The 22,561-nt window shown below is 72.2% G+C and carries 19 protein-coding genes; 9 read left to right on the top strand and 10 right to left on the bottom strand.

Translation table 11 applies throughout. The annotated features are described in order from the left end of the window. The first annotated feature begins 28 nt into the window (after positions 1-28). Complete coding sequence (locus tag J5Y04_RS42820; protein WP_256463461.1) at positions 29-151, top strand: hypothetical protein; 123 nt, start codon at positions 29-31, stop codon at positions 149-151. Positions 152-205: 54 nt separating this feature from the next. Here J5Y04_RS42820 and J5Y04_RS06535 read toward each other — a convergent pair whose 3' ends face one another. Beyond that, on the bottom strand, positions 206-898 hold the full coding sequence (locus J5Y04_RS06535) for an SDR family NAD(P)-dependent oxidoreductase (RefSeq protein WP_209410862.1): 693 nt from the start codon (positions 896-898) through the stop codon (positions 206-208). Positions 899-957: 59 nt separating this feature from the next. On the opposite strand from J5Y04_RS06535, the gene J5Y04_RS06530 reads away from it, so the two are divergent. Further along, a complete protein-coding gene (locus J5Y04_RS06530; protein ID WP_209410861.1) occupies positions 958-1,230 on the top strand; it encodes a hypothetical protein in 273 nt (90 codons plus the stop codon). Positions 1,231-1,451: 221 nt separating this feature from the next. Here the strand turns inward: J5Y04_RS06530 and J5Y04_RS06525 are convergent, their stop codons facing one another. Continuing rightward, positions 1,452-2,984 carry an APC family permease gene (locus tag J5Y04_RS06525; protein ID WP_209410860.1) on the bottom strand — a complete coding sequence of 511 codons (1,533 nt, stop codon included), beginning with the start codon at positions 2,982-2,984 and terminating at the stop codon, positions 1,452-1,454. A 216-nt stretch (positions 2,985-3,200) separates the two neighbouring features. Between J5Y04_RS06525 and J5Y04_RS06520 the strand changes: the two genes are divergently transcribed. Continuing rightward, the gene (locus J5Y04_RS06520; protein ID WP_209410859.1) at positions 3,201-4,214 is read left to right on the top strand and encodes a chitinase; all 1,014 of its coding nucleotides are present in this window, start codon (positions 3,201-3,203) and stop codon (positions 4,212-4,214) included. Positions 4,215-4,410: 196 nt separating this feature from the next. Here J5Y04_RS06520 and J5Y04_RS06515 read toward each other — a convergent pair whose 3' ends face one another. After that, on the bottom strand, positions 4,411-5,928 hold the full coding sequence (locus J5Y04_RS06515; RefSeq protein WP_209410858.1) for an MFS transporter: 1,518 nt from the start codon (positions 5,926-5,928) through the stop codon (positions 4,411-4,413). Between the two features lie 166 nt (positions 5,929-6,094). Then, complete coding sequence (locus J5Y04_RS06510; protein WP_209410857.1) at positions 6,095-6,337, bottom strand: histone-like nucleoid-structuring protein Lsr2; 243 nt, start codon at positions 6,335-6,337, stop codon at positions 6,095-6,097. A 206-nt stretch (positions 6,338-6,543) separates the two neighbouring features. Here J5Y04_RS06510 and J5Y04_RS06505 point away from each other — a divergent pair, with 206 nt between their 5' ends. Both J5Y04_RS06505 and J5Y04_RS06500 read left to right on the top strand, forming a co-directional pair. Beyond that, positions 6,544-7,389, top strand: coding sequence for a hypothetical protein (locus J5Y04_RS06505; protein ID WP_209410856.1), 846 nt, complete (start codon positions 6,544-6,546; stop codon positions 7,387-7,389). Beyond that, positions 7,386-11,717, top strand: a complete 4,332-nt coding sequence (locus J5Y04_RS06500) for a caspase family protein (RefSeq protein WP_245204370.1) — start codon at positions 7,386-7,388, stop codon at positions 11,715-11,717. Before J5Y04_RS06505 ends, J5Y04_RS06500 begins: the two co-directional genes overlap by 4 nt. On the opposite strand, the gene J5Y04_RS43910 is transcribed toward J5Y04_RS06500, so the two are convergent. The 5 genes from J5Y04_RS43910 to J5Y04_RS06475 form a co-directional block, all read right to left on the bottom strand. After that, the gene (locus J5Y04_RS43910; RefSeq protein ID WP_245204369.1) at positions 11,718-12,092 is read right to left on the bottom strand and encodes a GNAT family N-acetyltransferase; all 375 of its coding nucleotides are present in this window, start codon (positions 12,090-12,092) and stop codon (positions 11,718-11,720) included. A gap of 255 nt (positions 12,093-12,347) precedes the next feature. Beyond that, a complete protein-coding gene (locus tag J5Y04_RS06490) occupies positions 12,348-13,268 on the bottom strand; it encodes an AraC family transcriptional regulator (RefSeq protein ID WP_209410854.1) in 921 nt (306 codons plus the stop codon). 463 nt (positions 13,269-13,731) lie between these two features. Further along, complete coding sequence (locus J5Y04_RS06485) at positions 13,732-14,448, bottom strand: transcriptional regulator (RefSeq protein WP_307852964.1); 717 nt, start codon at positions 14,446-14,448, stop codon at positions 13,732-13,734. Positions 14,449-14,700: 252 nt separating this feature from the next. After that, complete coding sequence (locus tag J5Y04_RS06480) at positions 14,701-15,387, bottom strand: TetR/AcrR family transcriptional regulator (protein WP_209410853.1); 687 nt, start codon at positions 15,385-15,387, stop codon at positions 14,701-14,703. A 240-nt stretch (positions 15,388-15,627) separates the two neighbouring features. After that, the gene (locus J5Y04_RS06475) at positions 15,628-16,584 is read right to left on the bottom strand and encodes a pirin family protein (protein WP_209410852.1); all 957 of its coding nucleotides are present in this window, start codon (positions 16,582-16,584) and stop codon (positions 15,628-15,630) included. Positions 16,585-16,750: 166 nt separating this feature from the next. Between J5Y04_RS06475 and J5Y04_RS06470 the strand changes: the two genes are divergently transcribed. The 3 genes from J5Y04_RS06470 to J5Y04_RS06460 all read left to right on the top strand — a co-directional run bounded on the left by J5Y04_RS06470 (position 16,751) and on the right by J5Y04_RS06460 (position 18,692). Further along, positions 16,751-17,326: an NADPH-dependent FMN reductase gene (locus J5Y04_RS06470; protein ID WP_209410851.1), complete on the top strand. Its 576-nt coding sequence runs from the start codon at positions 16,751-16,753 to the stop codon at positions 17,324-17,326. Positions 17,327-17,393: 67 nt separating this feature from the next. Beyond that, a complete protein-coding gene (locus tag J5Y04_RS06465; protein WP_209410850.1) occupies positions 17,394-18,218 on the top strand; it encodes an MBL fold metallo-hydrolase in 825 nt (274 codons plus the stop codon). Between the two features lie 33 nt (positions 18,219-18,251). Then, entirely contained in the window at positions 18,252-18,692 is a 441-nt protein-coding gene (locus J5Y04_RS06460) for a nuclear transport factor 2 family protein (RefSeq protein ID WP_209410849.1), read from the top strand. A gap of 206 nt (positions 18,693-18,898) precedes the next feature. On the opposite strand, the gene J5Y04_RS06455 is transcribed toward J5Y04_RS06460, so the two are convergent. Further along, positions 18,899-19,765: a GNAT family N-acetyltransferase gene (locus J5Y04_RS06455; RefSeq protein WP_209410848.1), complete on the bottom strand. Its 867-nt coding sequence runs from the start codon at positions 19,763-19,765 to the stop codon at positions 18,899-18,901. Between the two features lie 962 nt (positions 19,766-20,727). Here J5Y04_RS06455 and J5Y04_RS43460 point away from each other — a divergent pair. Further along, positions 20,728-21,840, top strand: coding sequence for a glycosyltransferase (locus J5Y04_RS43460; protein WP_209410847.1), 1,113 nt, complete (start codon positions 20,728-20,730; stop codon positions 21,838-21,840). The last annotated feature ends 721 nt before the right edge of the window (positions 21,841-22,561 follow it).

The following is a 22,561-nucleotide window of genomic DNA, read 5'->3' as shown; positions in this document are numbered from 1 at the left end:
CGACGACATCCTCTACCGCGCGGAGACGATGCGCCGGAGGGACGCGGTGACGGAGGACGGCGAGTGGAAGCCCGTCTGGACGGTCATGGAGGCTCTGGCCTCGACACACGGTGACGACAACGTGCGGCTCGTCGTCTGGTTCGACAGCTGAGCGGCGGGACGGGCCCCGCGCCGGTCCCGGCGCGGCGCCCGTCAACCCCGTCGCCTACCAGGGCAGAGGACCCGCCGCGTCGACGTAGCCGCCGGTCGGGCCGTCCGGACCCAGCTGTGCCATCCGAACGATGATCTCGGCGCCCTGCTCGACGGTCTGCGAGCCCTCGTGCCGGTTCAGGTCCGTCGCGGTGTGGCCGGGCTCCACGGCGTTGATCCGCATCCGCGGGAACGCCTTGGCGAACTGCACGGTGAGCATGTTGACCGCGGTCTTGGAAACCGGGTAGGCGGCCCCCGGGTACCCCTTGCCGGCGTGGGCGAGGGAGGCCAGGCTGCTGCTGACATTGACCACGACCGGGACGGCGGAGCGTTCCAGCAGCGGGAGGAAGGCGTGGGTCACCCGGACCAGGCCGAAGACGTTGGTCTCGAACACCTCCCGCATCACGTCGGCGGTCAGTTCCGCGGCGCCGATGATCTCGCCCTCGGGAGACCGCACCTCGATTCCGGCGTTGTTGACCAGGACGTCCAGGGCGGCGCCGTCGGCCTCCACGGTGGCCACCGCGGCGGCGACCGACGCATCGTCGGTGACGTCGAGTTGTACGAACCGGGCGCCGAGCTCGGCAGCGGCTGCCGTACCCCGCTCGATGTTGCGTGCTCCCAGGTAGACGGTGTGGCCCGCGGCGATCAGGCGGCGGGCGGTCTCGTAGCCGAGGCCCTTGTTGGCCCCGGTGATTAAGGTCGTCGTCATGGGGCACAGCTTCCCTCCGGAACGCTGCGATCGGCCAGTGGTTTACGACGCGGCCCGCGATGCGGCGCGACCAGAACGCCGAGGCCCGCCGTCCGATTGCCTACCTCCTCCTCCCCGTCGCCCTGGACGTGCTCTGGTCCGCCCTCCGGTTCCGCCCGCTCCGCAGACCCCAGTGGCAGTGGTTCGAGCGTTACCTGACGGGCCCGGCCGCCGAGCGCGTCGTCGCGGAACGCCTCAACTGCACCGGCCCGTTGTCGCTTCCGGTCGCGCTCCCCGAGGGCGTCCACCAGCTGCACATCCAGTGGTGGACCGCCCCGGGTGGCGCCCAGTGATCCACCGCATCTACCCCTGGTGGTTCGTCCGCTGCTCCCGCGCCCCCGCCGCGCGGCTCCTCCGGGCTGAACGTCGCCGCCTCGATGCCGAGTTGGCGGACGGCCTCCCCGAGTCGTTCGAGCGGATCAGGCGTCGTGTCGAGAAGGGGATCGCGGGCCGACTCCCGTGAACGGGTGCGGCCTCGGAGCCGTTGCCCCGAGGCCATGCCCTTCAACGTCCGTCAGGCCGAGGCGAACTGCTCCCGTATCTCGCGCGGTCCGAACGGCCACGTCCGTTCCGTCCGTGCCCAGAGCAGGAACGCCCCGCCGCCGGCCGCCACCCATGCCAGTGACCACTCGATGGGGTGGAAGCCGGGCGCGTTGCGGTCCGCGTAGCCGTAGATGACCAGCCAGCCGACGGCCGCCACGACACCGGGGGCCGGGTAGAGCCACATCCGGTACGGTCGGGCCAATCCCGGTTGGCGGCGCCGGAGTACGCTCACCGCGACGATCTGGGCGAGCGCCTGGACGATCACCATCACCGTCGTGAGCAGGTTGATCAGCACCGTGAGCGGCGGGTGGGCCGCGTTGCTGCCGAGGTGGCGCCCGAGCAGGAATCCCGCCGCCGTGAGTACGCCCATCGCGGCGAGCCCGTAGACCGGGAAGCCGTGCTTCGCGTGCAGTCTGCCGAAGGCGCGGAAGAACACCCCGTCCCGCGCCGCGTCGTACGGCACGCGGGATCCGCCGAGGAGCCCGGCCAGCACGGAGGCGAAGGCGGTGATCAGGATCAGTACCGTGACGACGTCGGCCGCACCCTTGCCCCAGGTGCTCTCAAGAACCGCGGAGGCGACCGACTTGGAGGCCACCGAGCCCGGGTCGAGCATGGCGTGCCAGTCCATCGCGCCGAGGACGCCCACCTGGAGCAGCAGGTAGATCGCCATGATTCCGACGATGGAGAGCACGATCGCGCGCGGGAGTACCCGTCCTGGCTGCCGGACCTCGGCGCCCAGGTACGCGGCCGTGTTGTACCCGAGGTAGTCGTAGATGCCGATGGTCAGGCCGGCCGCGAAGCCGAGCCAGAACTGGCTGTGGGACAACTCGACCGCGTGCGCGGGCCAGTCGAAGGCGCGGCCCGGGCTGAAGTGGGTGTAGCAGGCGAGGATGACGGCCAGGACGGAGGCGATCATCACCACCCACATCACGGTGGTGAGCCTGGCGATGTTCTCCACCCGGCGCCAGAGCAGCAGGACCACCAGCGCCACGAACGCCAGGCCTACCAGGTCGCCCTGGCCGTCCGTCATCGACGGCCAGAGGTAGCCGAGGTACTGGACGAAGCCGACCACGCCGGTGGACATGATCAGGGGGATGAAGAGCATCGCCGTCCAGACGAAGAGGAACGGCATCAGTCGCCCGGTCCGGTACTGGAAGGCTTCGCGGAGGTAGACGTACGTGCCGCCGGCGCCGGGGAGCGAGGCGCCGAGCTCGGCCCAGACCAGGCCGTCGGCGAGGGCGAGGACGGCGCCGGCGATCCAGCCGATCACCGCCTGGGGGCCGCCGAACGCGGCGACCATGAGCGGGATGGTGACGAACGGTCCGATGCCGCACATCTGGCTCATGTTGATCGTGACGGCCTGGAAGAGGCCGATTCTTCGGGACAGACCTGGGGATGACACCGGGGCCTCCGGGGGCGGCGGGGGAGTGTGGGGCTCCTGGCTGGGGGTGAGGGCGTTCAAGTTAGGGAGCTTTACTTGATTCGTCAAGATGCGGGGCGGCATCGGAGGTTGTCTGGCGACCATTGGGAAACTTTCCTAACGAAAGTCATTGACCGCGTGGCTCCGGTGCCCCGATTCTGGTGGCGCCCATCATGGCCGCCGCGGGCACGCTCTCCCGCCCCACTGCTTCCCCGCTCTCCCGCTCCACCGCTTCCCCGTTCCTCTGCTCTCCCCCTGGCCCGTCGCCCCGCGCGGCGGCTTCGACGAAAGTGAGTTGGCATGCACAAGGCTATCGGGGTCCGTCTCACCGCTCCGCTGCTCGCCACCGCCCTCGGCTCGGCCGCCCTGCTGCTGGCCCCCGTGAACGCCTCAGCCGCGCAGGCGGCGCCCGCCGCCGCTACCGCCGTGCCGGGAATGGCCGCCGCGCCGTACGAGTACCTCGGCTGGGGCAGCCCCCAGAAGCCCACCGACGTGATGAAGGCGACCGGGGTGAAGTGGTTCACCCTCGCCTTCATCCTCTCCGACGGTGGCTGCAACCCGAAGTGGGACGGCAGCCGTCCGCTGGCGGGCGGCTCCGACGAGGCCGCGATCAAGTCGATCCGGGCGGCCGGCGGCGACGTCATGGTCTCGGTCGGCGGGTGGAGCGGCAACAAGCTGGGCGAGAAGTGTTCCAGTGCGAGCGCGTTGGCCGGCGCCTACCAGAAGGTGATCGACGCCTACGGGTTGAAGGCCCTCGACATCGACATCGAGAACACCGAGTTCTCCAACGCGACGGTCCGTCAGCGGGTGGTGGACGCCCTGAAGATCGTCAAGACGAAGAACCCCGGCATCGTCACCTACATCACCATGGGCACCACCCCGACCGGGCCGGACGCCACCGGCAAGGACCTGATCAAGCGGGGCGCGGCGGCGGGGCTGGCCAACGACGGCTGGGTGGTCATGCCCTTCGACTTCGGTGGCCACAGCGGCACCATGGGCCAGGCCACGGTCGGCGCGCTGGACGGGCTGAAGGCCGCGGTCAAGAGCGCGTACGGCTACAGCGACGACGCCGCGTTCCGGCACATCGGCGTGTCGTCGATGAACGGGAAGACCGACGAGGCCGGCGAGACCGTCACCACCGCCGACTTCCGCACCATCCTCGCCTACGCGAAGCAGCACCACCTCGCCCGCTTCGCCTTCTGGGCGGTCAACCGCGACCGTGCCTGCGGCTCCGGCGCGGACGCCGACGCCTGCAGCGGCATCGCGCAGTCCCCGTACGAGTTCACCAAGATCGTCGTCCAGTACCAGGGCTGAGGAGCCGGGGCGGCCTCTCCGGATACCCGGCGGCCAAGCCCCGTCGTACCCCGCTACGACCCGCTACGGCCCGCCGTGCCACGTACCGCCCCGTCAAGCCTCGTCATGCCCCGTCACGCCGCGTCGTGACCGGTCGTGTTCCGGGTCCGCGGAGGGAGCCCCCTCCGCGGACCCGGGACGGTCGGCGCGCCCCGTGTCACAGCTCCTGGCGGTCGATCTCGCTCTCCCGGACCAGCCAGAGCGCGAGCACCGCGCCCACCAGGCTGACCAATCCGCCGAGCAGCAGCACCGTGTTGAGGCCGTCGAGGAACCCCGCGCGGGCGGCGTCCCGGACGGCCTGTCGGGCGGGCTCGGGCACGGCGTCCAGCACCTGCGGCAGACTGCCGGAGGAGGCGGCCTCGATCAGCTCGCGCGGTCGGGCGCCCTCCGCGGTCGGCGTGCCGGCGGTCAGCTCACGGACCTTGTCGGCGCCCCGGCCGACGAAGATCGCCCCCCAGACGGCGATGCCCACCGCGATGCCGACCTGCCGGAAGGTGTCGTTGATCCCGGCCGCCATGCCGCTCTTCTCCTTCGGCACCACGCTCACGGCCACGTCCGCGATCACCGGGTTGATCAGGCCGACGCCCGCGCCGCCGACCAGGAAGCCGGCCAGCAGCCCCGTCCACTCGTCGTCGGCCTGGACGTCGCCCATCAACAGCAGGCCCGCGCCGACCGCGACCAGCCCGACGAAGAGCATCAACCGCGCCTGCACCCGCGAGAGCAGCAGGCCGGCCACGGGGGCCACGACGAAGCTGAGCATCGTGATCGGCAGGTAGCGCACGCCCGCCGCGAACGGCGAGAGCCCGAGGTAGTTCTGCAGGTAGAGCGTCAGGTAGAGGAACAGCGCGAAGAGCGAGCTGGACACCGCGAACGCGGCCAGTTGCACCCCGGTGAACGCGTGCCGCCGGAACAGCCCGAGCGGCAGCATCGGCTCGGGGACGCGGAGTTCGACCACCACGAACGCGGTGAGCAACACGGCCGAGCCGGCGAACAGCGAGACGATCAGCGTGCTGCCCCAGCCCTCCGCGTTGCCGCGTACCAGGGCCAGGACGAACAGGAAGAGGGCGGTGCTGAAGGTTGCGACACCCGCCCAGTCGACCCTGGTGGCGTTCGGGTCGCGGCTCTCGGCCAGCTTGAGATAGGTGACCACCAGGGCGGCCGCCCCGATCGGCACGTTGAGGTAGAAGATCGACTCCCAGCCGAGCGTGTCGGTGAGCGCCCCGCCGACCAGCGGGCCGACCGCGACCGCCACGCCGATGGTCGCGCCGTACAGGCCCATGGCGGTGCCGCGCTCGCGGCCCGGCGGGAACTCCTGGGCGACCAGGGCGAGCGAGACGGCGAACATCACCGCTCCGCCGACACCCTGGACGGCCCGGGAGACGTTGAGGAAGGTCGGGTTCGGCGCCAGTGCGCAGAGCAGCGAGGCGCCGGAGAAGATCACCAGGCCGGCGGCGAAGGCCCGGCGGCGGCCGAGCCGGTCGGCGAGCGAACCGGCGGTCAGCACCAGCGCGGCCAGGGAGAGCGCGTAGGCGTCGAACACCCACTGGAGGTCGGTGAAGCTGGCACCGAGGTCCTTGCGGATCGACGGCAGGGCGACGTTGACCACCGTGATGTCGAGCAGGAGCATGAACGTCGCGACAGAAACGGCGACGAGGGTCCACCACTTGCGTTGCACGGCAGCCGGTCTCCTGGGCCTGTCGACCGCGGCTCGGTCGGGAGGGCACCGACGCTATGCAACGCGGTGGTGCAAACCGGGGGAAACGCGGCCGATCGGGGGTGTTTAGGCCCTGTCCGGCGGAGTCCGGCCCGGAACGCCGCCGTGGCCCACCCGAGTTGCGGTGTCAGGCGTTGCGTGGGGCCGGACCGTCCGTCGCCTGCGCCTGCTCGTACGCGTCCCTGATGCGGGACGGGATGCGGCCGCGATCGTTGACCGTGATGCCGTGCTCGCGGGCCCAGGCGTGCAGCGCCTCGCGCTCGGGATCCGCGGTGTCCGGCCCAGGAGCGTCCGCCGTCGAGCCGCTGCCCAGCGCGCCCGGTACGCCCGGTACGACCGGAGTGCCCGGAGCGTCGATTCCGTCGTTCATGATCGGGACCCTACCCCGCCGCCGCGTCCACCTGCCGGGGGACGCGGCACCGGAGGCGCGGCACCGGGGACGACCGGCGGGTTCGACGACGGGTGCGGGAGTTTTCCCACGGAGGGCGGCCGAAGGCTGGTAGGTGTAGAGCCTCAGGGCCGGTCGTACTCGTCTGGGGGGTGGGTGTAGTGGCCCGGGTGGTGTGTGTCCACGGGATGGGGCAGCAGGTGCAGGGGGAGGACCGGCTGCGGTCGGTCTGGTGGCCTGCGCTGAGCGACGGGCTGCGCCGGGCCGGCGCCGAGGGCCTGGTGGCCGAGGCGGACGTGGCGGTGGGGTTCTACGGCGACCTGTTCCGCCCGCCAGGGCAGATGCTGGCCACGGGGGACCTTCCGTACACGGCCCGGGACGTCGAGGACGGGTTCGAGCGCGAGCTGCTGGCGACGTGGTGGCGGTCGGCGGCGGAAGCGGACCCCGAGGTGGTGCCGCCGGATGCGGGCGACACTCTGGTGGCGACGCCGCAGTCGGTACAGGCCGCACTGCGCGCGCTCTCCGGATCGCAGTTCTTCGCGAACGTGGCGCTGCGGTACGTGGTTGCGGACCTGAAGCAGGTCCGCGCCTACCTGACGGAGCAGCGGACGCGCGAGCAGGTGCGTGCCCGGGTGACCGCACGGATCCGCCCGGAGACCCGGGTGGTGGTGGCGCACTCGCTGGGCTCGGTGGTGGCGTACGAGGCGCTGTGCGCGCTGCCCGGACACGGGGTGCGGGCCCTGGTGACGATCGGCTCGCCGCTGGGGATCCGCAACCTCGTCGTCGACCGGCTCCAGCCGTCCCCGACCGGGACGGGCAGGGAACGACGCGGCGCGTGGCCGGGCGGGGACGGGCTGACGTGGACGAACCTCGCGGCCTCGGGTGACGTGGTGGCCCTGGTGAAGGACCTGCGCCCGTTGTTCGGCGAGCGGCTGCGTTCGGCAACGCTGTCCAACGGCGTGCACGCGCACGACGCGACCTCGTACCTGACCGACGCACTGTGCGGGAAGGCGATCGCCGAGGGCCTCGCTTGAACGGGGCGGACGACCCGACGGACGCACCACGCCGGTACCTGATCGCCGCGGCGGTGGCCGGCTATCCCAAGAACCGGGAGTGGGACCGGCCGGGACTGCTGGAGGCCCGTGACCGGATCGTGCGTGTCTTCACCGGCCGGCTCGGCTACCGGTTCCACGACGCCGTCGCCCTCAACCCCACCAAGGACCAGCTGACTGATGCCCTGCACGCGTTCTGCATCTCACCGGAACGCCGCGAGAACGATCAGCTGGCCGTGTACCTCTCCTGCCACGGCGAGGTGCTCGACGACGGGGGCGAGCACGTCCTGCTCACCAGCGACACCGATCCGGCCGACCTCGCCTACACCGCCCTGCCCACCGCCGAGTTGTGCCGGGCGATGCTGCACGGAACACGCATCCGCCGGGTCCTCCTGCTGCTGGACGCCTGTTACGCGGGACACGGCGGCAACCAGCTGACCTCCGCCGCACTGGAACGGCTGGGGGCGACCTGGGGGCGGACCTCCGGGGCGGGGCTGGTGATCCTCTCCTCCGCGCAGCCGCACCAGCAGGCCAAGGCGGGCCTGTTCCCCCAGTTGCTGGAGGCTGCGGTGGCCGGTCGTCCCGTGGCGGGCCACGGCCCGCCCACCCTGCCGCTGCACGCCGTCGTCCAGCACATCAACACCTCGCCCGACCGGCCGGCCCACCAGCGCGTCGGCCTGGCCATGGTGGGTCTCGACGGGGAGCCGCCCTCCTTCCTCCCCAATCCGCGCCACGACGCCCGGCTCACCGAGGTCGACCTCGCCCTCCAACAGGCTGCGGCCTTCGCCGAACAGGACCGCCTGCGGGACACCGAGTTCACCTCCAGGCTGGTGGTACGCGCCATGGCCTACCAGAACCACCAGAGCGACGGCGAGGGCCCGGCCTGGTGGTTCAGCGGCCGCCACACCGCACTCCGGGACCTCGCCACCTGGCTCGACGGGCCCGCCGAAACCGACGGAACGGCGTGCCGGGTGGTCACCGCCGCGCCCGGCTCGGGGAAGACGGCCGTCCTCGGCCTGATCGCCGTTCTCACCCACCCCGACCGTCGCCGTACCGTCCCCTTCCACGGCCTCGGACTGCCCGAGGGCCTGCTCCGCACGACGACCCTCGATGTCGTCGTCTACGCGCAGCGCCTCAGCGACACGGACGTCCTCCGTGCCGTCGGGGCCGCCGCCCGCGTGCGGGCCGAGACCGTCGGCGAGCTCCTCGACGCCCTCGGCCGGCGTCCGTGGCCACTGACCGTTCTCGTCGATGCGCTGGACGAGGCGGCCACCCCCGAAACCCTCTGCACCACCATCCTGCGCCCCCTGATCGAACATGCCCAGGGCCGCATCCGCCTTCTCCTCGGCACACGCCCCAACCTGCTGCCCCGGCTGGGCGTCCGGCCCGAGCAGGTCGTCAACCTCGACGACGACCGCTACGCCGATCCCGAAGCGATCACCGCCTATGCCGCCCGCACGCTCCTCGAAGCGAGCCGAACCTCCCCCTACCGCCGGCACCCCCAGGCCCTGCAGCCCGTCGCGGAGGCCGTCGCCCGCGCGGCGGGCAACTCCTTCCTCATCGCCCGCATCGCCGCAGGCACCCTGGCTGCGGCCGAGGCCGTCGTCCCCGACCCCGACGACCCGGCGTGGCAGGCGACCCTGCCCCGTCACGCCGGTGACGCCATGCGCGAGGACCTCCAGCAGCGCCTCGGTCCGCACGCGCAGCGTGCCACCGACCTCCTGCGTCCCCTCGCCTTCGTCCACGGCCAGGGACTCCCCTGGGAAGACATCTGGGCACCCCTCGCGACGGAGATCTCCGGGCGCGTCCACACCGACGACGACCTCCTGTGGCTACGCCGCACCGCCGGCTCCTACGTGGTCGAGTCCACCGAGAACGGCCGCTCCGCCTACCGTCTCTACCACCAGGCCATGGCCGATCACCTGCGTGATGACACCGCCGACGCCGTGGCGGTCCACGCCGCGTACACCCGTACCCTCACGAGCCGCGTCCCGTACCGCGCGGACGCCGGCCGCGACTGGAGCCGCGCCCACCCCTACGCCCTGGACCACCTGGCCGACCACGCCACCCGGGCGGGACAACTCGACGCCCTGCTCGGCGACATCGACTACCTCGTCCACGCCAACCCCCGCAGTCTCACCCCTCACCTCCACCACACCGAGGACGCGTCCTCGCGCCTCACCGCCGCCGTCTACCGCACCAGCCTCAACCTCCACCACGCGGCCGCGCCCGTGATGCGCCGTCAGATCCTGGCGCTGGACGCCGCCCGCGCCGGCGCCCACGACCTCTACCAGTGCCTGAGCCGCGGCATCCCGCCCGGTCACTGGGCACCTGTGTGGGCCACCGGCAGCACCTTCAGCCCCGCTCTGCGCGACACGCTCACCGACCACGGCAGATCCGTCGGCGCGGTGGCGTGCACGACACTCGACGGCGCGCCGGTCGCGGTGGCCGGAAAGTCCGATGCCATGGTCCGGATCTGGGACCTGCGCACCGGCCACCCTCTCGGCCGGCCCCTCACTGGCCATGCCGGTTACGTGAGTTCGGTGGCGTGCACGGCTCTGGACGGTGTCCCGGTGGCCGTCACCGGCGGCGAGGACGGCACGGTCCGGATCTGGGACCTGCGGAGGGGCCGCCCTCTCGGCCGGCCCCTCACTGGCCATGTCGGTTACGTGAGTTCGGTGGCGTGCACGGCTCTGGACGGTGTCCCGGTGGCCGTCACCGGTGGTGAGGACAGCGTCGTCCGGGTCTGGGACCTGCGTACCGGTGGGCCGCTCGGCCGGCCGCTCCTCGGCCACACCGACGTGGTGCGCGCGGTGGCGTGCACGGCTCTGGACGGTGTCCCGGTGGCCGTCACCGGTGGTGAGGACAGCGTCGTCCGGGTCTGGGACCTGCGTACCGGTGAGCCGCTCGGCCGGCCGCTCCTCGGCCACACCGACGTGGTGCGCGCGGTGGCGTGCACTACTCTCGACGGCGCCCCGGTGGCCGTCACCGGCAGCAACGACAGCACCGTCCGGGTCTGGGACCTGCGCACCGGCCGGCCCCTCGGCCGGCCCCTCACCGGCCACACCGGCTACGTGAGTTCGGTGGCGTGCACCAGCTTCGACGACAACCCGGTCGCCCTCACCGGCAGCAACGACAACACCGTCCGGGTCTGGGACCTGCGTACCGGCGAGCCGCTCGGCCGGCCCCTCACCGGCCACACCGGAGCCGTGCGCGCGGTGGCGTGCACCACCCTCGACGGCGCCCCGGTGTCCGTCACCGGCAGCTGGGACGGCACGCTGCGGATGTGGGACCTGCGCACCCGGCGCCTCGGCCGGCCCCTCACCGGTCACACCGGCTACGTGCGCGCGGTCGCGTGCACCACCCTCGACGGCGCCCCCGGGTCCGCCACCGACAGCAACGGGAACACGGTTCCGGTCGCCGTCACCGGTAGCAACGACAGCACGGTGCGGATGTGGACCCTGCGCACCGGTGAGCCGCTCGGCCGGCCCCTCACCGGCCACACCGGAGCCGTGCGCGCGGTGGCGTGCACCACCCTCGACGGCGCCCCGGTCGCGGTCACCGGCAGCGAGGACGACACCGTGCGGATCTGGGACCTGCGCACCGGCCGGCCCCTCGGCCAAGCCCTCACCGGCCACACCGGCGTACGAGCAGTCGCCTGTACGACCCTCGACGGTACCCCGGTCGCCGTCACCGGCAGCAAGGACGCCATGGCGCGGATCTGGAGCCTGCGCACCGGGCGGCGGATCGCCGAGCCCCTGGCCGGTCACGCCGAGGCCGTGCGCGCGGTGGCGTGCGCCTCGCTCGACGGTGCCCCAGTGGCCGTCACCGGCAGCGACGACAGCACCGTGCGGATCTGGGACCTGCGCGCCGGCCGGCCCCTCGGCCAACCCCTCACCGGCCACACCCGCGCGGTGAGTGCAGTGGCGTGCGCGATCCTCGACGACGTCCCGGTGGCCGTCACCGGCAGCGACGACAGCACCGTCCGGGTCTGGGACCTGCGCACTGGTGAGCCGCTCGGCCGGCCGCTCACCGGCCACACCGGCGCCGTGCGCGCGGTGGCGTGCACCACCCTCGACGGCACCCCCGTGGCCGTCACCGGCAGCCGGGACGGAACGGCCCGGATCTGGGACCTCCGTTCCCGCACCGTGACGGCGTCCCTGGCAGTCAGCAGTCCACGCACCGCCGTCTTCACCCCTGCCGGCGACCTCATGGTGGGATTCCACCGCGACATTGCCCTGTTTCGCCGCAAGGCTCCCTTTAGCATGCGCGATTCATTATCAAGATCTGTGGATTCGCCGAATTGGTGACTACTGGCGGTCGCGCCGGCGGGCCCAGGTTTCGCGTGTGATCGCGTATTCGACGTCGCCGTGCTCGGCCCCCTCGATGGGCTCATCCCACCCCTCGAAGAAGGTGCGGATCAAGGACAAGCCGGCCTTCTCCATGACCCGCCTCGACGCGGTGTTGACCGTCATCGTGGTGGCCACGATCCGGTCCATCTCCAGCTCGGTGAACGCGTGGTTCACCAGTGCCCGCACGCCTTCGGTGGCATACCCCGGACCCAGACGGACGGCAGTATCCGGTAGCCCAGCTCCGTTCCGCCGTTCAGGCCGACACTGGTCGCGGGCCGCAGCGAGAGCCACCCCAAGAACGCCCCGGATGACTTCTCTGTCGCGGCGAAGCATCCCTGGCCGCTGGGGAGTTCGTCGTACTCGCGGTCGAACCTCCCAGCAGGAGCGCCATCCGCCCGCACGGCCGCAGGGTCGCACCGAATCGCAGAGGTCGGACCTGGTCGCCCAGGCGGTGTGAAGGCGTCGGTGTGCTCCCGTCCCTGTTCGGGACGCCAGGCCCGGGGCGGCCCCCCCGACGCCGCCCCGTTCGGTCCAGCCTGCCGTACGGAACGCGGGCGGGGATTGTAGGAATGCGCAGTACCGGTTCGGTCAGCCGGCGTGCCCCCGTTCCACGGCCTCGATCGCGGTGGTCACCCGCCCGGTCAGGCGGTCCGTCGGCTCGGGCACCTGGGCGGCCCGGCGGGAGGCGAAGAACCGGCTCGGCGAGCAGCCCACCATGGCGCGGAAGGAGTGGGTGAGGTGGGCCTGGTCGTAGAAGCCGCAGTGGACGGCAATCCTGGCGCCGCCCCATCCGGGCCGCCGCTCGTTGGCCAGCAGCGCGTGCTGGAGCCGGAGGATGTCGGCCGCCTGCTTCGGTGCGAGGCCGAGGTGTTCGCGGAAGCGCTGTTCCAGCCGGCGACGGCTCCAGCCGGTGCCGTCCACCAGCGCCCGTACCGACGTCCGGCCGTGCGAGGCGCGCAACTGCTCCCAGGCCCAGGCCGCGGACGGGTCCCACACACGGCCGGCGGCGAACCGCGCGTCGAAGTGGGCGTCGAGCAGGGCGAATCGCGCCCTCCAGCTCGGCGCGTCGTGCAGCCTCTCGGTGAACTCCCGGCCGGCGCGGCCGGGGAAGACGGCGGTGGCGTCGGTCCACCGGCCGTCCAGGTCTCCGAGCGCAGGGCCGAGGATCCGGTACGCACCCTGTGGGGTGAGCGAGACCGCCAGGCCGTGCAGCCGACCGCCGTGCTCGGCGATCGTGGCGGTCCGCCGCATCCCGGCGAGGACCGAACCGAACGAAGCGGTGTCCGCCGTGGCGACCGCGTCGGTGAGCCGGATCGACCCCTCGAACCCGATCGTCAACGTCACCACGTCGGTGGGTACCTCCAGCCGGCGCCGGGCCCGGTCCGACGCCAACCGGTACCCCCGGTACCCGAGGACGTGTTCCCGCAGGCGCGGCCGGGGCGCGCCGTACGCCATCTCACACTCGCCGTCGACCAGGACCGTCGGCCCGCCCGAGCGTTCCACTGTCACTTCCCCTCCACGGTGCTTTGACGTGTCCACGATGTCATGTGTTCGCGAGGGCAGCGCTGTTCGGTCCACGGGAACGAGGCGGGACTGGGCGGCGGTCGGCACGGGCCGGCGGGCCGTCCCCCCATGAAGCACTGCTGCGGCCCATCCGACGGTGAGGAGGTGTGACCGATCACCGACTCCGACCGCGGGCCGACGGCCGGGGCCGCACGAGCCGCGAAGGGGCGGCGGATCGTCCTCGGCTCCGACCGGTCGCCGCCGGGGCGCAGGCACGTGCTGGGCGCAGGCACGTGCTGGGCACGGGCACGTGCTGGGCGACGGTGCTCACCGACGGTCGGTTCTTGGCGTGATGGACGTGGTCCCGGGCCGGCCCGTCGGGCGGTGCCGGGTGCCGGGTGCGGGGTGGCGGGTGCGGGGCTGCGTCGGTGGTTGCGCTCGACTGCGTGTGCCGCCTGCCGTCGGCCGCTCAGCCGGTGGGGAGTGCGGCGAGCGTCTCCCAGAACAGCCGTTCGTAGGCCTGGAGAAGGGTGCCGTACTCGCGTGCGGCGGCGAGTTCGGCGGAGCTCAGGGCGTCCGGGGCGAGGGCGGCAGCGGCCTGCTGTTCCAGGGCGGTGGCGGGCTGGGCGAAGAAGTCGAAGAAGGCGCAGGCCTCGTCGTCGAACCCGCAATGGCGGCGCAGCCCTTCGGCGATGGTGGCACAGTAGCCGCCCCAGGCTGCGAAGTTGGCGACCAGTGCGGCCGCCGTGGCGGTCGGCAGGCCGTTGAGCGCGAGCCAGGCCAGGTAGGCGGGGTAGGCCTGGCAGCCGGGCAAGGGCGGGTGGTGGGGGAGGGGTGGCTGGTCGGACGGGGATGGGTGGTCGGACAGGGGCGGGTGATCGGCGGTCCGGTCCAGGACGGTTCCGCAGGCGGCGGCGAGTGCAGGCAGCGTGCGCAGGGCGGCGCTCTCGCCCTCGGCGAGTGTGGCGAACCAGGCGCCGAGGGGGCGGTCGGCGCAGCGGGTGGCGAGCAGGAGCAGGCTGCGGCGGTCGGAGGTGATGATCCGCTGTTGCTGGGCGGCCAGTTCGCCGAGCGCACCGAGCGGCGCGCGGCCGGCCGCGACGGCCGCGACCAGCGCGGGAGTCGCATCTCCCGGCCCCAACTCTGCTCTCAGATCTCGCAGTTGTGCATCGACTTGCTGGTTCACGCTGCTGGCTCCTCCGCTTGGGACCGGCCCTCGGTGCCATTCCTATCGCGGGGGAGCCCCCGCCGGTCCCGGGACGCGCCGCAGTGGAGTGCGGCGTTGGAGTGCGGCGTTGGAGTGCCGGCGGTGCGTCCGGGTGGGGCGGCGGATCCGGGCCGGTGGCTGGTCCCGTGCCTGCGCCGTCGCCAGTGCCGGCCGCCGTCCCGCGTGTGTCGGCGTGAGGCCGAGCGGGGTGGAGCAGGGTGGAGCGGGGTGTCAGCGTGCGTAGCGGGCGAGCAGGAGGTCGACGCCCGAGGTGATCAGGCGGGCGAGTTCGGCGTCGTCGAACGTGGTGTCGGGGGCGAAGGTGGCCGTCAGCTGGGGGACGCCGATGGTGGTGGCCACGAGTTGCTGGACGGCGAGTGCCGGTTCGGGGGCGTCCAGGACGCCGAGCTGGTCCAGCTCGGTGAAGGCCTCGGTCAGCGGGCCGTTGATCATGTCGTAGCTGACCCGGTACCAGAGCTGGCCCAGCTGCGGGAAGCGCTCCGTCTCGCCGATGACCAGCCGGCGCAGCGACATGATGTCCGGGCGCAGGAGGATGCGGGCCCATGCGGTGGTGACGTCGACCAGTGCCGTCCGCAGGTTGGTGGCCTCGACGATGGTGGCGGTGCAGGATTCGAGCCCGGCGTACGTCTGGGGCAGGATGCCGCCGATGACGGCCAGGAACAGGCGTTCCTTGCTGCCGAAGTGCTTGTAGATGGTCGCCTTGGAGACTCCGGAGCGGCTGGTGATCGCGTCCATGGAGGCGGCCGAGTAGCCCTCGGCGAGGAATTCGGTGAGTGCCGAGTCGATGATGGCCCGGCGCTTCCGCTGGGCCGAGTCGGTGGGGTCGGGGATGATCGGGATGCCGAATTCATCCGTCGCGTCAGCCGTGCCTGCCGTGCCTGCCGTGTCGACGCCCATGGTGGTGTCCTCTTGCGTTCTGGTCCGGGGGAGACCTGGTTCCGGGGAGGACCCGGCCTCGGGGCGGGTCCGGTCCGGGGGCCGGCGCCGGGTGCCGACCCCGGGGGTGGGGAAGGGGTGGGTCCCGGGACGGGGGTTTCTCGGGGGTTTCTCAGTATATGAACTGAACGGTTTGGTTCGCAAAGGTGGCAAATCCGGACGTGTCAGCGGAACGGGCCGGGTCGGGCCGGCAGGAGGGGCTCACAGGGGGAGCCGCCCCATCAGGCCGCGGCTGAAGTCCTGCTGGGCCTGGTACAGCTCGGCGGCGGTGTTCATCACGAAGGGCCCGCTGCGGGCGACGGGCTCACCGATCGGCTCACCGGCCAGGACCAGGACCTCGGCCGCCCCGCCCCGGGCCTCGACCGTGAACCGCTCGCCGTCCTGCGCGAGCACCGCGAGGTGGCCGTCGGGGAGCTGCGCGTCGGGGGTGGCGGCCTCGCCGGACATCACGTACAGCATGGCGTTGTGCCCGGCCGGCGCGGTGAAGTCGGCCCGGGCGCCGGGTGCGAGGCGGGCGTGCACCACCAGGACCGGCGTGTGGGTCGTGAACGGGCCGGTGGCGCCGTGGGTGCTGCCGGCGATGACCGTGAGCTCGGCGCCGTCCTCCGTGGTGACGACGGGGAGGTCGCCGGCCTCGGCGTTCTGGCTGCGCGGCGGGACGGCCTTGAGCCGGGCCGGCAGGTTGACCCAGATCTGGAGCATGTGCTGGAGGCCGCCCTCGGCGAGGAACTCCTCGGTGGGCAGGGCCTCGTGGACGATTCCGGAACCCGCGGTGAGCCACTGCACGCCACCGCCCCGGACGACCGCGTGGTGGCCGCGGGAGTCGGCGTTCGCGATGTCGCCGGCGATGACGTACTGGATCGTCTCGAAGCCGCGGTGCGGGTGCGGGGGAGCGCCCTTGGCCTCGCCCGGCGCGAGCTCGACCGGGCCGACCTGGTCGACCATCAGGAAGGGGTCGAGGAACGGCAGCTCGGCGGTGGGGAAGGGCCGGCGGACGGGGAAGCCGGCGCCCTCGTAGGTGTGGACGGGGCGGACGACGCGGACGGTGGACCGCATGGCAGTGGCCGGGCCGGCCTGGGCGGCGACCGGGTGCGTGGCGGCCGGGGCGGTGGTGGCGGCGGTCGTGGTGCCGGTCGTGGTGGCGCTCGGAGTGGTCATGGTTCGAATGAACTACACGATTCAGTTCACTGTCAAGACTGAACCGTTCGGTTGACACGATGAACTGACCGGTTTAGTTTTCTCGGTGTCGAAGCCGCCCGGTTCACCGGACGGTCCGACAACTCCCTTGCCGAACACCGCATCACGCTTCTCAAGGAGTCCCACCATGGCCACCGCCAAGATCCTCGCCATCTCCGGTTCGCTGCGCTCCGACTCGCACAACACCCGGCTGCTGCACGCCGCCCGGAAGTTCAACCCCGGCGGTCAGGACATCGAGATCTACGACGGCCTGCGCGACATCCCCGCGTACGACCAGGACCTCGACACCCCCGAGAAGCGGCCGGCCATCGTCAACGACCTGCGCCGCCGCGTCCAGGCCGCCGACGGCCTGCTCATCGCCACGCCGGAGTTCAACTACTCCATCCCCGGCGTCCTCAAGAACGCCCTCGACTGGCTGAGCACCGACTGGACCAAGACCGAGGGCCTGCCGCTGCACCGCAAGCCCACCGCGATCCTGGGCGCCGCCCCGACCAACTTCGGCAGCGTTCGCGCCCAGCTGGCGCTGCGCCAGGTCTTCGTCTGGACCGACAGCGACGTCGTGGTGAAGCCCGAGGTCATCGTCTTCCGCTCGCACGAGCGCTTCGACGGGGAGGGCAACCTCACGGACGAGATCACCATCGGACTGCTCCAGGACCTGCTGAAGGCGCTTCAGACCAAGATCGACGCCGCCGCCGCGCGCTGACCCCCGTCCCGCCCGTCCCGCCCTGCCTCCCAGCCTCCCAGCCGCCCTCGTCGAAGGAGCGTCCGCCATGGCCACCACGGTCACCGCGACCACGGTCACGGACAAGCCGGTCACCGCGACCCCGGCCACCGCCACACCGGTCACCGTCACCTACCTCGGCACCGCCACCGTCCTGCTGCGGATCGGCGACCTGACGATCCTCACCGACCCGGCCCTCGACCAGGAACCCGGCGAGTACCCCGCCGCCCGCCCGCTGCGCCGCACCGCCGGGGCGGTGCTCGGCCCCGGGCAGCTGCCGCCCGTCGACCTCGTCCTGCTCTCCCACGACCAGCACGCCGACAACCTCGACCGCGCAGGCCGGGAGGTGGCCGCGCGGGCGGGTGCGGTGCTCACCACCCCGGAGGCCGCCGCCCGGCTGGGCGGCAGGGCGACCGGCCTCGGCCCCTGGGAGAGCGTCAGGACGACCGTCGGCGCGACCACCGTCACGGTGACCGCGACCCCGGCCCGGCACGGCCCGGCCGGCACCGAGTCGGTCACCGGCCCGGTCACCGGGTTCGTGGTGGAGTACGAGGGCGGCACGCTCTACTTCTCGGGCGACACCACCCGTCATGCCGCGCTGGACGAGATCGCCGAACGCTTCGCCGTCGACACGGCCTTCCTGCACCTCGGCGACGCGCACTTCCCGAGCACCGGGGAGCTCGCCTTCTCGCTGAGCGCGGCCGAGGGCGCCGAACTGGCCCGCACGCTCGGCGCCCGCCAGGTGGTCCCGCTGCACTTCGAGTCGTGGGAGCACTTCGTCGAGGACCCGGCCCGCATCACCGAGGCCTTCGCCGCCCCCGACCTGGTCGGCCGCCTCCGCCGGCTGCCGCCGGGCACTCCCGAAACCCTCTGACCGCCCCGCACGCCCTCCCACCACGGAGTCCCCATGCCATCCGCACGCCCCCCGCTCCCTCCGTTCACCGCGGAGACCGCCGCCGCCAAGGTCCAGGCGGCCGAGGACGCCTGGAACACCCGCGACCCGCAGCGCGTGGCCCTCGCCTACACACCCGACTCGGTCTGGCGCAACCGCGACCGGTTCGTCAACGGGCGCGAGGAGATCACCGCGTTCCTCACCGACAAGTGGGCCAGGGAGCACGAGTACGCGCTGCGCAAGCAGCTCTGGTCCTTCACCGGCGACCGCATCGCCGTCCGCTTCCAGTACGAGTGGCACGACGACGAGGGCCAGTGGTGGCGCAGCCACGGCAACGAACTGTGGGAGTTCGCCCCCGACGGCCTGATGCGGCGCCGCGAGGCGAGCATCAACGACGTCCCCATCACCGAGGCCGAGCGCACCATCCACGGGCCGCGCGGGGACGACGAGCGCTGACTCCCCGGCGAACGCCGGGCGCGCACGGGCGCGCACGGGTGCGCTCCCGCGGCGGCAGCCCGGCGGGCCTGGTCACGATGGCGCCGCCACCGTCAACACCACGCCCGCACCTGTCACTACCAGCGACGAGCCACCCGCACCGGATGAGGCTGCTGGCGGTTCGCTCGGCGGACCCCCGGGATCGCAGGGCCCGGGCTGTATCAGCGTCAGGCCTTGCGGATCCGGTCGCCGATCTCCGGCCTCGCCTCGAACCCCGCCGCCTTGTAGGTGGCGACGCCACCGACGTTGGAGCTCGGTGTGCACACACGAACGCTCGACGAGCCCATCTCCCGGAGCGCGGCCGCCCCGGCGACGGTGATTGCCCGGCCGTACCCGCGACCGCGGTGGTCCTCGTGGACGCCCATCGGCTCGACCAGTCCCGGCTTCCCCGGGCCGGCCGACCAGACCGTCACCACCGCCGCCGGGCTGCCCTGGTCGTCGTAGGCGCCCAGGCAGCGGGCGTCGGCATAGAACGGCCCCGCCGACATCGCATGCCAGTACTCGCGGGTAGGCCGCGAGGTGTTGAACGCCGACCGCAGAACGTCGGCGAAGTCCTGCGCCTGCTCCGGGCCGATCGCCTTGATCCGCACGCCTGGGTCCTCCACCGCTTCTGCGAGGTCGCGGAAGAGCGGCGTCCACGGCTCGTCGACGCCCCAGCCCTCCTCGGCCAGCAGGTCGTGAAGCAGCAGGCCCAGCGGCGCCTCGATGCACACCGCTCCTTCCGGCAGTACGCCGCGCTCAGGCAGCGAAAAGTCCTCGACAAGCCGCCGCGCCAAGTCCTCGTCCTGGAACGCGTCGGGAGCGACCGTCACCCGCAACAGCGTCGGCGAGTCCAGCATCCCGACGGCGAGGATCCGTCTGCTCCGGCTCCAGGTCCGAACCACCGCGGCCGTCTCAGCCGTTCCGAATCGATGGTTCCAGCCGATGTCCCCCGGATGCAGCTGCATCGGCGCTCCGTCGTACTGCCACTCGCGCAGCGCGCCCATGGCCTCGCGCACCCCGCCTGAAGTCGGCGTTCCCAGCACAATGGTCATAGCCGGGATCTGACACTCCCTCCCGGAGGTCTGCAACCTATTAACCGCTCACAGGTAGCTCTCCTGGTGCGGCGCAATGGAGCCTCGTCTCTCCGGCCACCCCGCTCGTACCAACAACGAACTACGGCTGCCGTAATAGGACCGCGTCCGGTCCGTCCATCGGCGCCGATGCCGCGGCCCGGGTTGAGGCTGCGCCTCCCGATGACGGATCCGCGAAGCGGAGCCCCGCCGTGTAGCTCGCGGGCGTCGTGTCGTAGCGCGTGGCCAGGCCGCCCTGTCACGCCCACGCCGGCGGACGTGACCACCTCGTCGACGCAACACTCCATCGTGTGGCGCTCCTTGTACTGCCCGGCGTCGCGGCTCACCGGCCGGCCGCCGTTCCTTCCACGCTGCCTGCGGTTCGCGGTCTGTCGCGGGCGGCGACGTGAAGTTCCCGAGCGGACTTGCCCTTTGGGTGTCGGAGTGGAATGCGGATGCCGATGCAGCCCTCGTCCGCGAGGGTGGGCAGGCCGTCGGTCGCCTGTCCAGGAAGGGAAGGGCGTGGACGCGAGTGGCGGCCGTGTGCGGGGTGGGGCCGGGTTCGACGTCGGATACCCAACGGCGGCGCTTCGTCCGGCTCGGACCGGGAACTGGAGTTTCCGCCGAAAGCCTTGTGCTTCTGGCCGAACGACAGGCCGTCGTCGCTCTCTCGGGCACCCGCGAGGCGGTCCGACTCGATCGGCGTGCCGTCGAGGATCCCGTGTGCGTCCGCCGTCGCACTGACATTGACTCAGGACAACTCTGGCACGCGGGTGTTGGCCGCTCACCTGCCGCTCTGATGCGAGCCGTGGAACGTTATATCCGATGGAACAGGATTCGACGTGATGAAAAGTGCCGTTCTTGTGCTTTCAGCCCAGGAATGAATTCTCCATGTGGCTGATACGTTTTCGCACCAACGAACTCCAGTACGAGGGAGCACTGCTGTGCGTATTCTTTTCGCCGCCCCCGCCTCGGTCGGCCACATATTCCCGCTGGTGCCTGCCGCGCAGGCCCTGCGGGCGGCCGGCCACGACGTCCTGTTCGCGGGGCAGACCCCGATCGAGCAGCTCCGGAGCACCGGGCTGCCCGCCGTCGACGTGGGCGACGGGACGGACGTCCGCGCAGCGTTCGCCCGGGTCCTCCCGGACGTCAACTTCGCGGACGACGAGCGGCCGGACGACGAGACGATGGCGCTGGCCGCGCGGGGGTTCGCCGAGCACGGCCGGGTGACCATCGAGGGACTGCTGGCCGTGGCGGCCAGTTGGCGGCCGGACGTCCTGGTGCACGCCCCGTTCCAGCCGGCCGCACCGCTGGTGGCCGGCAAGCTCGGCATCCCCGCGGTGGTGCACAACTTCGGTGTGTCGACCGGCGGGATGCCCGGCCTCCTGGCGGGTCTGCTCGCGGACGAGTACCGGGCGCACGGCCTGGAGGGTCCCGCCGAGTCCACCGTCCTGGACGTCGTTCCGGCCTCGCTCGGCGGGGACGGCGGCGGCTGGCGCGTCCAGTACGTGCCGTTCAACGGCGGCGGGACGGTCCCGGCGGACCTGATCGGGCGCGGCACGCGGCGGCGGATCGCGGTGACGCTGGGCACCGTGGTCACGGAGTGGGAGGGGGTCGCACCCGTCAAGCGCCTGCTGGAGCAGGCGGGCGGCCTCGACGCGGAGATCCTGCTCGCGGTCGGCGACACGGACCTGGCGCCGCTGGGCGAGCTACCGGCCAACGTCCGGCCGCTGCCGTGGGTGCCCCTCGCCCAACTGCTGGACGCCTGTGACGCGGTGGTGCACCACGGTGGCTCCGGCACCATGATGACCGCTGCCGCACTGGGCGTTCCGCAGCTGATCCTTCCTCAGGGCGCGGACCACTTCATCAACGTCGCCGCCGCCGAGGCGTACGGCTTCGCACTGCGGTCGGCGGCGGACACCGTGGACGCGGGCCTGCTCGACCGGCTGCTCACCGACGAGGCGCTGCGGAAGTCGGCGGGCGCCATGCGGGCGGAGAACGCGGCCATGCCGTCCCCGGCCGAGCTCGTCGCGAACTTCGAGTCGCTGCTCGCCTGATCTGCCGGCTGCAGGGCCTCACGCGGTGCTTCCTCGGCACGTGGGCGACGGCACGTGACGAGGGCGCGTGACGAGCGTTCGGCCGCGCGAGGTGCCGCAGGCCCGGCGCCGGGAGCCCGCGCCGGGCGGGCGGGAGAGCCCGGCCCCGGGTGAGAGCGTCGCGCTCAACGCCCCGGCCGGGTTCACGGCCGCCTGCGGTTCGGAGCGGGACGCCCTGCTCGAACGGGAGTCGGCGCCCGGCTGTCAGGCGTACCCCGCGAACATGGCCTGGCTCGCGCTCAATGGCGAGCCCTACCCCGTACCCCGTACCCGTACCCGCGCCCGTACCCGGCGGCGACCGTCCTCTCCGTCAGGTCAGCGCCGCCGAGCACGGCCGCCGCAGGTGGACGGCAGCCACCCTCGTGGATGTCCAGCGGAGTGTCGTGACCGGATCCGGTCAACGGTGCATGGAATTTCCGCATCACCGCCGTGATGTCGACGGCCTGTGGCAGGGATCGATCTCCCGCCCCGGAGAGGGCCTACCTGAGGGTGGGCGCCGGTTCGATGGCAACGGCTCATCGCTCCAGGCGTCAGCGCCGTGGAAATGCCGTCGGCGCGTACCCGTCGAAAGCTTTGCGTGATGACCATCGCGTCCTCGACAGTGCGATGTCTCGGTCACCACCAGCCCTGGGCACGAAGCCGTACAGGTGATCGTGACGCGGCGGGGGGCGGCGGCCCGATG

Origin of the sequence: Kitasatospora sp. RG8 (assembly GCF_017813315.1) — a bacterium.
In the GTDB taxonomy this organism is placed as follows: Bacteria; Actinomycetota; Actinomycetes; order Streptomycetales; family Streptomycetaceae; genus Kitasatospora.
This window is presented reverse-complemented; position numbering and strand designations above follow the sequence as displayed.